Annotated in this window: 9 protein-coding genes; all 9 read left to right on the top strand. The window is 70.2% G+C overall.

Annotation, left to right across the window (positions count from 1 at the left end):
* Positions 1 to 95: 95 nt before the first annotated feature.
* Positions 96 to 929: a transposase family protein gene (locus tag ABH920_RS31520; protein ID WP_370352837.1), complete on the top strand. Its 834-nt coding sequence runs from the start codon at positions 96 to 98 to the stop codon at positions 927 to 929.
* A 202-nt stretch (positions 930 to 1,131) separates the two neighbouring features.
* Entirely contained in the window at positions 1,132 to 2,223 is a 1,092-nt protein-coding gene (locus ABH920_RS31515; RefSeq protein ID WP_370352835.1) for an integrase core domain-containing protein, read from the top strand.
* A gap of 632 nt (positions 2,224 to 2,855) precedes the next feature.
* Positions 2,856 to 3,701: a hypothetical protein gene (locus ABH920_RS31510; protein WP_370352834.1), complete on the top strand. Its 846-nt coding sequence runs from the start codon at positions 2,856 to 2,858 to the stop codon at positions 3,699 to 3,701.
* 46 nt (positions 3,702 to 3,747) lie between these two features.
* Positions 3,748 to 4,428: a hypothetical protein gene (locus ABH920_RS31505; protein ID WP_370352833.1), complete on the top strand. Its 681-nt coding sequence runs from the start codon at positions 3,748 to 3,750 to the stop codon at positions 4,426 to 4,428.
* A gap of 1 nt (position 4,429) precedes the next feature.
* Positions 4,430 to 5,215 carry a PP2C family serine/threonine-protein phosphatase gene (locus tag ABH920_RS31500; protein WP_370352832.1) on the top strand — a complete coding sequence of 262 codons (786 nt, stop codon included), beginning with the start codon at positions 4,430 to 4,432 and terminating at the stop codon, positions 5,213 to 5,215.
* The gene (locus ABH920_RS31495) at positions 5,212 to 6,300 is read left to right on the top strand and encodes an FHA domain-containing protein (protein ID WP_370352831.1); all 1,089 of its coding nucleotides are present in this window, start codon (positions 5,212 to 5,214) and stop codon (positions 6,298 to 6,300) included. The genes ABH920_RS31500 and ABH920_RS31495 overlap by 4 nt, the downstream gene beginning before the upstream one ends.
* Positions 6,297 to 7,775 (top strand): serine/threonine protein kinase, encoded by a 1,479-nt coding sequence (locus ABH920_RS31490; protein ID WP_370352830.1) that lies wholly within the window; start codon positions 6,297 to 6,299, stop codon positions 7,773 to 7,775. The genes ABH920_RS31495 and ABH920_RS31490 overlap by 4 nt, the downstream gene beginning before the upstream one ends.
* 25 nt (positions 7,776 to 7,800) lie before the next feature.
* Positions 7,801 to 14,082, top strand: coding sequence for an Ig-like domain-containing protein (locus ABH920_RS31485; RefSeq protein WP_370352829.1), 6,282 nt, complete (start codon positions 7,801 to 7,803; stop codon positions 14,080 to 14,082).
* 14 nt (positions 14,083 to 14,096) lie between these two features.
* Positions 14,097 to 15,065, top strand: a complete 969-nt coding sequence (locus tag ABH920_RS31480) for an AAA family ATPase (RefSeq protein ID WP_370352828.1) — start codon at positions 14,097 to 14,099, stop codon at positions 15,063 to 15,065.
* The last annotated feature ends 76 nt before the right edge of the window (positions 15,066 to 15,141 follow it).

Raw genomic sequence — 15,141 nt, 5'->3', positions numbered from 1 at the left:
CATACTGGCGATTATGCGGACACTGATATCACTCCAAAGTGGGGCGGTGATCCAGGCCGCGGGTAAGGGGTGTCCCCGGTGCTCATCGACGTTGTGTGACGAACACCAACGAGCAGTCCGGGAACACGGTCAACCTTACCTACTCCTGCCGGCTGCCGCTGTCCACGACCACCGTCAACCACGTCGCCGACCTGCTCCGCGAGCACTTGAAGGCGATCGGCTCGCGGTGGCGGTCCCGCACCCCGGGCCAGATCGTCGTGCTGGTCCTGGCGGTGCTGCGCCACGACCAGCGCGCCGCCGACCTGGCCGGCGGCAATCAGGTCTCGGCCACCACGATCCGCCGTTGGACCGACGAGATCGTCGCCCTGCTCGCGGCCCAGGCCCCGCGCCTGGACCGCGCCCTGAAGAAGATCACCCGCAAGGGTGAGCAGGTCGTGCTGCTGGACGGCACCCTGATCCGCACCCGCCGCCGCTCCGGGAAGGCCAACCGCAAGAACTGCAGCGGCAAGCACCGCTCGCACGGCCTGCTGTTCCTGGCCCTCACCGACGAACGCGGGAACCTGATCTGGATCTCCGCCGCTCGCCGCGGCGCGGCCAGCGAGATCAAGACCGCCCGGCACGACAAGCTCTGCGAGCACCTGCGCACCGCCGGCCTCGGAGCCCTTTCCGACCTCGGCTTCGTCGGGGTGAACGACGACCCCGACGACCCGGTGATCATCACCGGGGTGAAACGGATCCGGAAGAAGAAGCTCACCCCCGGGCAGAAGCAGGCCAACCAGATCATCGCCGCCGCCCGCGCCCCCGTCGAGCACGGCTTCGCCACGCTCAAGAACTGGCGCATCCTCACCCGACTCCGGCTGAACCCGACACGGGCCACGAACCTGCTCCGAGCCCTGCTCGTCCTCACGAACCTCGAAACCGCCCGCTGACAGATGATCTACACCGAGGACACCCGCTCACCACCAGCACGAGCACCCACGAATCCGCCACACCAGCACCCTGAGCAGCCGCTTCAGGTTGGTGCGACCTCATTTGGGAAGCCATCGCCCTGTCCTTGCCGAGAACCTCATCCGTGCCGGTCAGGTGGGATGCCCGGACAGCGGCGGGCTGCCGGTGGGATCGTGAGTTCTTGTGTGTCTGCGCTTCGTCTACCTTCTGGCCGTCCGTATCGTGCCCGCGCTTGGACTGTGGCGGCGCTGCGACGATCACAAGACCATCGAGATACTGCTGCTACGCCACCAACTCGCCGCCTTGCAGCGGCAGCTCGTCTCGGTAGGAAGACGTCCACGACCTGACTGGGCGGATCGCGCGGTGATCGCTCTGCTGGTGAGTCTGGTGCCCAAGGCGCGTCGCGCTGGATTGCGTCTGATCGTCACGCCGGACACGATCCTGCGTTGGCATCGCGACCTGCTGCGGCGTCGTTGGGCGAAGAAGTCCCGCCCGAAGAACGGCCGTCCGGCCATGCACCGGAACATCAAATCCCTGGTTCTCCGCATGGCACGCCAGAACCCGGGATGGGGCTACCGGCGGATCCACGGCGAGTTGGCCGGACTTGGCGTGCGCGTCGCCGCCTCCACCGTCTGGGAGATCCTCAAGGATGCAGGCGTCGACCCGGCGCCACGGCGTGGCTCGGTGACTTGGGGGTGTTTTCTCCGGTCCCAGGCGGAAGGGATCATCGCCGCCGACTTCTTCACCGCCGACCTGCTGGACGGAACGAAAGTCTACGTCCTGGCCGTCATTGAGCATGCCACCCGCCGGATCCGCATCCTTGGCAGCACGCTTCATCCGACCGGTGAGTGGACCACGCAGATGGCCCGCAACATGGTCATGGAACTCGACGACGCGGCTGTTACTGTGAAGTTCCTGATTCGTGACCGAGGCTCCAACTTCACTGCCGCCTTCGACGCTGTCCTGGCCGATGTCGGCATCCGCACCGTGCTGTGCAACGTGCGAACCCCACGCATGAACGCGACCATGGAACGCTGGGTCGGTTCGGTCCGACGTGAACTGCTGGACCGTACTTTGATCTGGAACCACGCACACTTGCGGCGGATCCTGCACGGCTACGAGCTCCACTACAACGCTCACAGGCCACACATGAGCCTGTCAGCAGCGGTCCCGCTCAAACCGATACCGCCGAACGTTACTGACCTCGATGCCTTCCGAGCCCGCAGAACCCGCCGCGCAGGCGGCGTGATCAATGAATACCGGCCGGCGGCCTGACCTGCACGGATGAGGTTTTCGGCAAAGACAGGCCTTCCTTGCGGCGCTGCTCAAGCCTGCGTGGTTCAAAAACCCGACCACCGCAGGGCGGCGAGGAGATTCCGGGTAATCCCTGAAGGATTCATATCCGGCTGGTGAAACATCGCAAAGCATTGATAGCCAGCTAAGGGTATAAGCCGAAGCCGTGGCTACTTGCCGCAAGAGCATCGGAAATGGCGCGAACCCGCGGCCGAGGGCGTTACGCAAAGTGATCACGCCAGGCGTGCGCCAGTTGGCGACAGGTATGTCAGTGCCGCGCTATAGTCGCGTCCCATGCGTTGTCGGCGGGTCCGCCGGGCGCTATTGGGGAGAGATCTTTGATGCGGGCTGGCATCTGTTGATCTCGGTCATGTTTACAGGGTATTGAGGGTTAAGTCCGCGTTCCGGAAGTGATGCGCTCGGTGAGCGAGCGCGGCTTCGCCGGCGACTCGAGGCATTGTCTCTCTCTGTCCTGATTCATATTTCCCGTTTGGAGGCATCCACCGATCATCACGGATTTATTCCTCGATCTGCGCTGTGAAAATAGGGGGAAGTGCACTGTGTCCTCGCTGAGCGGAGCGGACCCGGACGCGCTGGAGATACAAGCCCAGCGCATGGTGACGGCCGCGGAGCAGTTCGACACCATTCGGAACGAGGTCACGACGCTGCTCTCGCGCTTGTACTGGGAGGGTGGCTACGCCGACGAGTTTCGACACCACTGGGACACCGTTCTGGCGGATCGGCTGGCCCAGGTCGAGCAGTGGCTCCGCGGGGCCGGCTTCATCCTGCGGATCAACGCGGCGCAGCAGCGGCAGGCCAGTGAGGGCTTCGGGGGCTCGGCCGGTGGCAGTGGCGATGGCGTGGCCTGGGATCAGGACATCGACAAGCTCCTGAAGGTCGCCGACATCTCCCAGTTCCCCTTCACGTTTCCCAAGGAGTTGGAGGAACTCGCGCCTAAGACGGCCAAGGTCCTCTACGCGGGGAGTCTCCGCGTGGCGCAGTATCTGGCCGGTGCGACTACGCCAGACGAGCTCAAGGCCGTGGAGAAGAACCTGGAGGAGGTCAACAAATGGCATGTCAGCAAATGGCATGTCAGCAGCGGATTCGCCGCCGTGGACCTGGTCTTCAACGTCGGCTCCCTGATGACGGGCAAAGCCCCGACCACCGCACGCGAGCGTGACGAGGCCGCCGACCACCAGGTGAACGCCGTTCTCGATGGGCTGAGCCTCGTTCCCGGCCCGCAGCAGCCCGTCTTCATCGCGGCCACCGTCGCCTACGAAGCCGTCAGCCTTGTCGACCCGCATGTCGGCCTGCAGATCGAGCACGGCGTTCGCTGGGCGGCCACCAGCGTCGTCGACTCCGCCGTCTTCGCCGCCGAATCCCACGTCCACGCTGCGGAAGCCGTAAACCGGATCATCAGCCGCGGCGTCGGTTCAGTCCTTGGCAGCATCCATCTGTGAACCCGGAACCCCCGCCTCGCGCCCCCGTCTCGAAGGGCCACGCCCCATGTCCGCTCCACTGCTTCTGACCTTTGCCGAGCTCGAATTCCTCCTGGTGTCGTGCCCGGCCCCGGCCGAGCCGATCCGTGAGCGCCTGCGACTGACGCCGAACGGCCCCGGCGCGGGCGTGGTGGCCGCGGGGTTGGCATCGCTCGTGATCCGTGGCCTGTGCGTGGCGGACTCTGCGGATCCGGAGAACCCGGACGGTGTCACTCTGCAACGGGAACTCCTCGCAGTGGCGGCGACACTGGCCTCGAGCCACACCCGGACCAGTGTCGGAGGATGGCATGGCGAACAAGCCGTCGTGACGCACTTCTTCGACACGCCCCGACTCCGGCTCGCCCTTCGCCTCGGGAGGTTCGGGCACTTCGCGGTGGATCTCGGCGACGGTGCCGAGCCGCTGTCCAAAGTCGTCAACACCTTCGTGGACTGGTGTGCCCGTGAAGGGGGACCCGCGGCAACGGTGGTGCAGTCGACGGCCGGCGGGCACACCGTGAGCCTCGCCGTCGCGCTGAAGCCGGATGGCGCCTGGTACCTGTCCGATGACGCAAACAGCCCGGACCACGGGACCCCGACGTCGCGGGCGGTGATCCGGCGGCGACTCGCGGACCTGCTGGACCGGACGCCGGACCTGCCGAGCCGCACAGGCGGCCCCGTCCCGGCGGCTCGCCCGCAGACAGGAGCTTGACATGCTCGGAATCTCGGCTGGGGCAGCCAGCGAGGCCGGAGGGCGGCACGGAGCCAACGAGGACCGGGTGCTTGCCGGACGGTCCGTCTTCGCTGTCGCCGACGGAATGGGCGGCCACGCCGCCGGCGAGGTGGCCAGCGCGCTGGCGGTCGCGCGCCTGGGACTGCTCGACGCGGAACCGGTGCTGACGCCGGACGGCTTCCGGGCCCAGCTCGCCGAGGCGAACGCCGACATCCTCGCCTCCGCATCCCGGGAACCGGATCACCGAGGCATGGGGGCGACCGTCGCCGGCATCGGCATCGCGCGGGTCGCGGGCACGGAGCACTGGGTCGTGTTCAACGTCGGGGACTGCCGTGTGTACCGGTGGGCCAAGGGCCGGCTCACCCAGCTCACGCTCGACCACAACGAGGCCGCCGAGGTCGCGCAAGCCGCTGTGACGTTCCGCGACGCCGCCGTCGGAGTCGGCCGACGGAGCCTGGTCACCCGCTCGCTGGGCTCGGAGCCCGCCTCCGAACCCGATATCAGAGTCTTGCCGACGGTACCCGGCGAACGCTTTCTGATCTGTTCCGACGGACTGTGCCTGGAACTCCCCGACAGTGTGATCGCCGAGACGCTGAACGCCGAACCTGACGCGGCAGCCGCGGCCCGGGCCCTGGTCCGGGCCGCGATCGCAGCCGGCGGCCGGGACGACGTTTCTGCGGTGGTCGTCGACCACCGGATCGTCGCGGCCGGAACCACGGGTGAGGACACCCAGCCTCGGCACATAGGGACGGAGGCCCTCCGGTGACCGCTCACGACCCGGTCGCCGACCTCGTCTTCGCGCCGGGCACCTGGACCGCCGTCGCCGGCCCCCGATCCTGGCTCCTGGCCGAGGCCTCGCCCGAGGACCCGGCCGTGGCCCGCTGGTGGCGCCTGATCCGCGACGCGGCGTCGTCCGACGAGGTGCTGAACACCCTGGGCACGACGCCGGCCGCGTACGCGTTCGTCCACCGGGACGGCGACACCACGCGCGCCGTGGTACGCGGCGCCGCCGAGGCCGTGCTGCACCTCACCGACGGCAGCCTCGTCACCATCGCGTCCGGCGCCGACCGTCGAGTCTCGGGAGCGCTTCAGGGTTTCCGCCTGTCGGCCCGCGACCAGACGGGATCCGCGGAAGCCTCGGTTCCGCTTGCGGTCGGCGTGGTCCCCGCTTCAGCGCTCGGTACGCCGATGCCGAAGCCGGAAACCACATCAGTCGGGTTCTACACCCAGATCATCGCCGAGCTGCCCTGGACCAAGCGGCTGCTGGGCGAACACAGCGTCGAGGACGAACCCGTCCGTGTAACGGTTCCGGACTCCCCGGTCTACGAGCCCGAAGATGTCGACGCCGAAGCAACGAGGCGCCGCACCTGGTCTCCCCGTTCCGCGAACGGCTCCGTCACCGTTTCGGCAGTCCACTGTCCCGGCGAGCACCCGAACCCGCCCGAGGCCGAATCGTGCCGCGTCTGCGGATCCCCGATTCCGGACCGGCGGGTCAGCACCGTGCCTCGCCCTCCGCTCGGCGAGCTGATGCTGTCGACCGATCCGGAGCCTCTGCGCCTGGAGCGAGACGTGGTCCTGGGCCGCAGTCCCGGCGATACCGACCTGCCCGCCGGCCGTCGTCCGGACATCGTCCGGGTCAGCGACCCCGAGGTGTCCCGCGAGCATGTCGAGATCCGTCTGGACGGCTGGCAGGTCCTCGTCGTCGATCTCGGCTCGCGTAACGGTACGTACGTGGCCCCGCCGGCGCGAGAGCCCGAACTTCTGCCGCCGCATACCCCGATCGCCATCAGCCTCGGCACCGTGGTGCACCTGTCCGAAGCCGTCTCCTTCGAGCTCCGGGCCGTGCGATGAGACCGGGGAGCGACAAGCTGCTGCAGATCTCCGGCTACGTGCCGATCCGGGACCTGGCGAGGGGCGGCCACGCGACCGTCCACCTCTACCGGCAGGTCGGTACCGGCCGGCAGGTTGCGGTGAAGGTGTTGGACGCCCTCGGCCCGGAGGCGACCACCCGGCGCCGGACCGGCGAGGTCGAGGCCATGGCCCAGTTCGACGGGCATCCGCACATCGTGCGCATCATCGACGCACCGCCGACAGGCGACGGCCGGCGGATCCTGATCATGCCGTACTACCCCGGCGGGGACCTGCTGACCCGGCTGAAGCAGGACGGGCCGTTCCCGGTCGCCGAGGCGGTGCGGGTCGGAATCCAGATCGCGAGTGCTCTGGCGAAGGTGCACGAGACCGGCTTCGTGCACTGCGACGTGAAGCCGGCGAACATCCTCATCAACGAACACGGCTACCACCTGTCGGACTTCGGCATCGTGGGTACGCGTTCCGGGACCCGGACCTCGTCCGAGTTCAACGTCTCGGTGCCGTGGTCGCCGCGGGAAACCCTGGCCGGCGAGGCGGCCACCGTGCAGTCCGACCTGTACTCGTTGGGCGCGACGCTGTGGCATGTCCTGAAAGGACAGTCGCCGTTCCACGACCCCGGGGGCGCGAACTCCGCCGACGAGATCGAGCAGCGGATCATGACCCGGACCGCGCCGGCCCTGGCGCTGCCCGGCGGGCCGCACGAACTCGACCAGCTCGTGACCGCCCTGCTGGCTCCGAGGCCCGCGTCGCGGCCGGAGTCGGCCGAGTCGGTGTGCGCACGGCTGACGGCCATCGGGGAGCGGCTCGGCGGGCACCGGTCCGAGCCCGGACCGGTGCCGGGGCCCGGATCCAGGCCGGAGGCGACTCAGCGGCGCGGTGGCGCCGGCCAGTTCAGGCCTGGTTACCGCCCGGAGGACCCGTCGTCCCAGACATCACTGCGGCCCGGACCCCCGTCCCACGTCATATCAGACCCTGAGCGCACAAAACTCAAGGTCAACGAGCCGGAGTCGGTCGAACGCCCCGTCCCGGACGGCGCCCGGGGAAAGTGGGTCGCCGCAGGCGCCGCCGCCGTCCTCGTCTGTGCCGCGATCATCGCGGCGTCCGTCCTGACCGGCGGCGGACATGGAACCCCGGCACCCCGCGCGTCGGGCACCGGGGACTCCGCACCCGGCGGCGCGGGCCTGGTCGGCGAGGACCTCCCGCCGGGCGTCCCGGTGGTGGCCGTCGTCCGTCCCAGCCCGGCCGTCTTGCGCTTCACCTGGAACTACTCGGCCGCGCAGGCCAGCGACACCTTTCAATGGCAGACCTCTGACGGATCCCGTCACGGCGTGACCAGAACCGCGACCCTGGACCTCCCCGATCCGGCCGGGACCCGGCTGTGTGTGCAGGTCAAGGTCGTGCGCGCCGACGGGAGCGACGCCCAGCCCGACTGGTCCCCCGAAGGATGCGGGCGCTGAAACACCACAGGGAGTTGACACGACCATGATCGTCCTCCACGGGATACCGTCGCGCTGGCGCCGCGCCGTGTCCGGCACCGCCCTGGCGGCGAGCGTCACCGCCCTGGTGGCCTCGGCGGTGTTCGCGACCGGGTACACCGCGCGGCACGCCGACCTCAACGACGGTGGCATCTGGGTCACCAGCGACCGCGACGGCGAGTTCGGCCGGGTCAACAAACCGGCTGGTCAGCTCGACGGGTTCTTCAACCCGCCGGGGCAGGCGCAGGAGGCCTACCAGTTGGATGTGCTCCAGGACGGCTCGGCCGTCGCCGCGTGGGACCGCGCGGCGGGCCGGCTCTACCCGGTCGACGTCGACCGCGCCGTCGCTCAGTCCGACCAGTCGATCCCGGTGCCGGCCGTGGACCGCGTCGAGCTGGCCGGCGGCACGCTGGCGCTCCTGGACCCGAGGGCGGGCCAGGTCTGGGCGATGCGGGTGAGCGCGGCGGGTCTGACCTCCTTGGCCGCCATCGATCCGACCACGGCTGCGCCGACGGCCAAGCTCGGCGCGACGGGCGCCGCCCTGGCGGTCGGCGTGGACGGAGCCGTCCACGCGCTGTCCGCCGCCGGGAAGACCGTCACGATCTCGGTCGGCCACGACGGCACGTTCGCGGCACCCGTATACGGTCGGCTCGGCTCGACCACGGCCGCCGGCGCCGGCCTGACGACTCAGGCCTCGAACCCGGGTCGGTCGGGGACGTCCACCCCGGACCCGAGCCGGTCCGGGTTCCAGGCCACGGCCGTCGGCTCGCATCTGATCGCCTTCGACACCGGCTCCGGCACGCTGTCCGTGGCCGGCGGACCGACGGTGCAGATCCCCGAGCCGGACCCGGCAGCCGTGCTCCAGATGCCCGGGCCTGACGCCCCCGCCGTCGTCGTAGCGACCCCCACCGCGCTGGACGCGGTCGACCTGTCCTCGGGCTCGGTCACAGTGCTTTACCACTCCGGCACGGGGACTCCCGCGGCACCGGTTCTGCTGGACGGCTGTGTCAATGCGGCCTGGGCCGGATCGGCGTTCAACTACGTCCAGTCGTGCGACGGCCGACCCGCCGCGCGCGGGGACGTCGACAACGCTTTGGCGCTCATCCGCCCCGTGTTCCGCCAGAACCGCGGCTCCCTGGTGCTCAACGACCTCACGAACGGCGCGGTCTGGGACCTGACCGACCAGCGCAGAGTAGACGACTGGTCCGCCACACACCCGCCGCCGTCGCCGAAGGCCGGCGATCCCCAGCAGAACAACGGCGACGACAACTCGGCGCGCAAAAAGCCGCCGAAGGCGGTCGACGATCATCTCGGAGCACGCCCCGGGCGCACCACGCTGTTGCACGTTCTGGACAACGATTCCGATCCGGCCGGAAGCATCCTGGCGGTATCGCAGGTCACGAAGCCGGTAGCGGCGTCCGCAGGCACTGCGATCTCCCCCGACGGCCAGACCGTCGCTCTGACCCTCGGACCGGATGCGCGCGGCACCGTCGAATTCCGGTACACCATCGACGACGGGAAGGGCCTGAGCGCGAGCGCAGCGGTGACGGTCACGGTGAGGACGGCCGACGAGAACGGTGTCCCGCAGTTGCGGACCGGCTACCAGTCGAAGCCGTACCCGGTCACCGAAGGCGCCCGCCTCGACCTGCCGGTCCTCGCCGACTGGCGTGATCCCGACGGCGATCCCCTCTCGCTGGCCTCGGCGACCGCCAAGGCGGGGACGGCGGTCGCGAGCCCGGACGGGTTCCTGGACTACACGGCGCCGGCGACGCCCGGCACCCAGACCGTGAACTACCAGGTCTCCGACGGGGTCGGCACCCCGGTGTCCGGTACCGTGACGATCGCCGTACAGGCCCCGACGGCCCGGCCGACGGCCGCGGTCACCGAGCCGGACCTGGCGCGCGGCGAAGTCGGGCGGCCGATCGTGGTGCACCCGCTGGACAACGACCTGCCCGGGTCGGACCCGCTGAACCCCTCAGCCGAGCTCGCCCTGGCCTCCACGCTCGCCAGTCCCGCCGGTACCCAGGTGGCCACAGACCAGCGGACCGGCACGGTCACCATCGCTGCGGACCGTCCGGGCACGTTCGTGCTCTCGTACACCGCCCGCTTCGGGGACGCGCCGTTCGCACCGGGCACGATCCGGGTCGACGTCGTCGCGGTTCCGGCCACGGCCCAGCCGCCGGTGACGGTACCCATCACGGCCGTGCTGCACGGCCAGCAGCCGACGCGCGTCGACGTACCGGCTGCGGACTACGACCCGTCCGGGGCGCTGCTCGCCGTCCAGGGCGCGACGCCGTCAGACCCCGGCCAGCTGGCCGCGGCGGTCGTCGACGGACGCTGGGTCAGCATCAGGGCTCTGACTCCGACGCTGGCTCCGGCGTCGCGGATCGTGCGCTATACGATCACGGACGGCCAGACGGCGCCGGTCACCGGCGAGATCACCGTTACGCAGCTTCCGCCTCCGGATGTGGACACCCCGGTCGCCGGCGACAGCGAAGCCACGGTCCGGGCCGGCGACAGCGTCGCCGTGCCGGTCCTGGACGACGACACCGATCCCGGCGGAGCGCCGTTGAGCCTGGACGCCGATGTGCAGGGAGTGCCGATTCCCGGCACGCTTCGCGTCACCGGTCCCGACGGCGGCACCACGGGTGTCGGATCCGCCTACGTCGCCGGCTCGACCGTCCGCTATGCGGCTCCGGCGTCGGTCCTCACGCCGCTCACCGTCGAGGCGGACTATGTCGTGCGCAACCCGGAAGGCGGGTCGGCGGTCGGCCGCGTGCACATCACCGTCGAACCGCTGCCGTCGCCGTCGAACCCGAACCGTTCGCCGGAGCCCTATGACGTAGAGGCGCGCGCCGTGGCCGGCGACACCATCACGATCCCGATCGCCACGGTCGGAGCCGATCCCGACGGCGACTCGGTCGCCGTGACCGGCCTCGCCTCGGCGCCGGCTCTGGGCCGGGTCCTGTCCTGGAACGCGACCTCGCTGACCTACCAGGCCTTTCCCACCGTGTCCGGGACCGACGAGTTCGAATACCGGGTCGTGGACCCGTACGGCGGCTCGGGCACGGCGAGTCTGCGGATCGCGGTCGTCCCACCGGGTCCGCCGCAGCCGCCGGTCGCCGTCGACGACGACGTGACCGCGGCCCCCGGAGCCCGGATAGCGGTCGACGTCCTGGCGAACGACCTCATCGCGCCGGACGACGCCGTCACCCTCGAGCCGCTGGCCAAGCTCAACCCGGACCTCCCGGCCGGAACCGCGCAGACGGGGCCCCGGGGCCCGATCCAGCTGACGGCGCCGGCGGCGAACGGCAGGCCGCTGGTGGTCTCCTACGGGGTCGGCGACGGGGTCGGCACGCCGTCCCTGGCGGTGGTGACCGTGCACGGCCGCGTCGGGTACGACATCCCGGCGGTGTGCGCAGACGCGTATCCGAAACCGGCCGGTGCGGCGAGTGCGACCGTGGACATCGCGAAACAGTGCTCTGATCCCGACGACCCCGGCGGCCCGATCGTCGTGACCCGTGCCTTCGACGCCCACGCGCAGGTCTCGGCCGGACAGGTCGTCGTTCCGCTGGACAACCGGCCGCATGTCGTCGCCTTCGAGGTCCGGGACGCCGGCGGGGCGTTGTCGCTGGGCCTGATCCACGTCCCGGCGGCGGGGACCGGCGCGCCGTATGTCAGGGACGCCTCGCCTATCGCCGTCCCGGCGACCGGCAGTACGACCGTGGACCTGGCCGGCCGCGTGGCAGACCCGGCGGGCAAACCGGTCCGGCTCACGACCACCGACCGTCTCTGGACGGCCCCCCGCGCGGGCCTGACCGTCCGCAGCCAGGGTGTGGGGCAGCTGGTGTTGTCGGCGGCCGGCGGCTACACGGGGCCGGCCGCGGTGACCTTCGAGGTCACCGACGGCAGCTCCCTGACCGATCCGGCCGCGCAGGTCACGGTCTTGACCATCCCGGTGCAGGTGGGCAGGGACACCCCGGTCCTGCGGTGTCCGAGCGATCCGCTGACGCTCGTCGAGGGCGGACCGGCGGCGACGCTCGATCTGGTCTCGGTGTGCCATGTGTGGGTCGGCGATCCCGCGACGCTGGCCGGGTTGCGTTACACGGCCGCCTGGCATACGCAGGTCGGCGGCATGTCCCTGCCGCAGCCGCAGGGTTCGACACTCACCCTGGCCGCGGACGGCAAGGCCGTGCCGGGCGCGCAGGGGTCGATCGACATCGGCGTCGCCGGATTCGCCTCGGCGCGGTCGACGCTGGCTATAGCCGTCGAGCCGGCGCCGCCGCCCTCGGTCGTGCCGATCACTGTCGACGGGGTGAAGGCTGGCGAGACGAGGACCGTGAACCTGGACTCCTACGTCCGTTCCGAACTTCGGGATCCGGCGGTCTCGGTCGTCTCCGTGCACCAGGAATCCGGTCTGGCCGCCACGGCGACCGTCGCCGGCGCGACCGTCCGCGTCACCCCGGGCGCTGCGTCGAAGGGCACGATGACGTTCAGCGTCGCCGTGAGCGACGTGGCCGACCGGACCCGCGCCGACCGGATCGCGGTCGGCCTGATCACGCTGCATGTCCTAGGCCTGCCCGACGCGCCGGGCGCCCCGGTCGTGGGGCGGACGGTCCTGAGCCACAGCGTGGACCTGTCGTGGGCGGCCCCGGCCGACAACGGCGCGCCGATCCTGTCCTACGAGGTAGACGCCGCCGGGCACCGTCAGACCTGCCCCGGCTCGCCGTGCACCATCATGGGCCTGACGAACGGGACGGCCTACAGCTTCACGGTGCGCGCGACGAACCTGGTGGGGCAAGGCCAGCCGAGCACGCCCTCGGCGCCGGCCGTGCCGAACACCGTGCCGGGCGCGGTGACCGGGTTGGCAGCCTCGCTGCCTCAGGACGGAACCCTGCACTTGACCTGGAACCCGCCGCCCGATGACGGCACTCCGGTGCAGACGTACCTCGTCACCTGGACCGGCGGCGGACGGCAGAGCGTCACGGTCTCGTCGGTCACTGCCACCGGGCTCGCCAACGACGCCCAGTACACCTTCACCGTCGTGGCCGTGAACGCCCAGGGCACCGGCCCGTCGGTGAACGTCACCGGGCAGTCGGCCGGGATCCCGAAGACTCCGGGCGCGCCGACCCTGACCTCGGTCGATTCCGCGGATGCGGCCAGCCGCGCGGTTTCGGTGTCCTGGACTCCGGTCGACCCGAACGGGCCGAGCCCGACGACGTACACGGTGACCCGGACGGGCAACGGCACGAAGACGGTCTGCACGAACGTGGCGGCGGCCGCGTGTACCGACGACGGCCTGGCCAACGACGGGACCGTGTATTCGTACACCGTCACGGCGGCCAACGCCGACGCCGGCTCGGGTTCCGGACATAGCTCGCCGCCCGGTCCTGCCGCCCAGATGGTGGCGACCGCTACGCCGGATCCGATCACCGGCGTCTCGGCCACGCCCACCGGCACCGACGGCCAGGCGCGGTTGCAGTTCGACGCACCCGCCTCGCACGGCGCGTCCTCCACGGTGCGCTGCACGTGGAGCGGCGGAAGCTGCGGAACGTGGACGATGCCCGCGAGCGGGCAGTCCCATGTGACCGAGACCGTGGACGGGCTGCCGAACGGCACGACCGTCACGCTGAACGTGAGCGACTGCAACGGGAGCCCGGGCGGTGCCTACGCGGGCAATCCCTGTGACAGCACTGTCGGGACCGACATCACGACGTACGGGCCGTTGAAGAACCTGGCGATCTCGACGTCCGCCAACGCGCAGACCGTGAACTTCACGGTCTCGGTCGACCCGAACGGCAGGCCCGCGACGGTCACCGTGCGGACGAGCAAGCAGACGCAGACCTTCAACACCGGAACCAGCGGCTGGAGTTGGAGCGGCTCGGACACGATGGGCTACAGCGCCACGGACACCATCACCGTCACGGTGTCCGATTCGGGGCGGGCGTCGCTGAATCAGAGCGCCCAGCAGAGCACCCCGGCACCGCCGCCTCCGCCCCCGTCGCCGACCGTCACCGTCACGAAGGGGACAGCGTGCGGCGGGGGCGGCGGTACCGCGTGCAAGGGCGGCAGTTGCACCGACAAGTCCTGCGCCTACGTCCACGTCCAGACCGCCAACTTCGGCGGCACCGTGAGCTGCTCCTTCAACAGCGATCACGGCAACGGGGGCTGGTTCCTCCAGACGTACGGCCCGAACGACAGCCACGACTCCATCAACTGGTACGGCTGGCCGGGCACCACGGTCACCGTGACCTGCAACGGCGTCGTCGGATCGATGCGATGGTACTGAGAGGGGAACGCAGCATGACCATGAACGAGGAAGACGCCCGGCACTTCGCCGCGGCCTTCGAGCGGATGGTGGACGCTGTCAGCGTCGCTCTGCTGGGCAAGCAGGACGTGGTCCGGCTGGCCTTGACCTGTATGGTGTCCGGCGGCCATCTGCTGCTCGAGGACCTGCCCGGCACCGGAAAGACCTCGCTGGCGCGGGCGATCGCCCGCTCGGTCGCCGGGACCAGCGCCCGGATCCAGTTCACCCCGGACCTGCTGCCCTCGGACATCACCGGAGTGCAGATCTACGACCAGCGGCAGCAGCGGTTCGAGTTCGTCCCCGGCCCGGTCTTCCACTCGATCGTGCTCGCCGACGAGATCAACCGCGCCTCGCCGAAGACCCAGTCGGCGCTGCTGGAGGTCATGGAGGAGGGGCGGGTGACCGTGGACGGCCAGACCCACGAGGTCGGCCGGCCGTTCATGGTCATCGCGACGCAGAACCCGATCGACAACGCCGGCACCTACCCTCTTCCGGAGGCGCAGATCGACAGGTTCCTGATGCGCACGGCGCTGGGCTATCCGGACCGGGACTCGCTGATGCAGGTTCTGTCGGGTGTCTCCTTGCGGGACCGCACGGAGCTGGTCCAGCCAGCGATCACCGCTCCGATGGTCGAGGAGCTCGGGCGGGTGGCCGATCACGTGATGGTCCGTGACGAAGTCCTCGGCTACGTCAGCGACATCGCCGACGTGTCCCGGGAGCACCCGAAGGTCAAGCTCGGCGTGTCGACCCGCGGCTGTCTGGCCTATGTGCGCGCCGCCAAGACCTGGGCAGCCGCGGACGGCCGGCCCTTCGTCACACCCGACGACATCCGCCGGCTCGCGGTCCCGGTACTCGGCCACCGGATCCGGCTCAGCCAGGAGGCACGGCTGAACGGCGACGACGTCGAGACCGTGATCGACGACATCTTCATCGACGTCAAGGCGCCGCTGCGGCGTGCGGTCTGACGGGGCGCAGCCGATGACGATTCTTCAGCGGGGCGCGCGAGCGCTTCGGCCGACCGGATCCGCCGCGGATGACGCG

It is taken from the genome of Catenulispora sp. EB89 (genome assembly GCF_041261445.1).
GTDB lineage: Bacteria > Actinomycetota > Actinomycetes > Streptomycetales > Catenulisporaceae > Catenulispora.
This window is presented reverse-complemented; position numbering and strand designations above follow the sequence as displayed.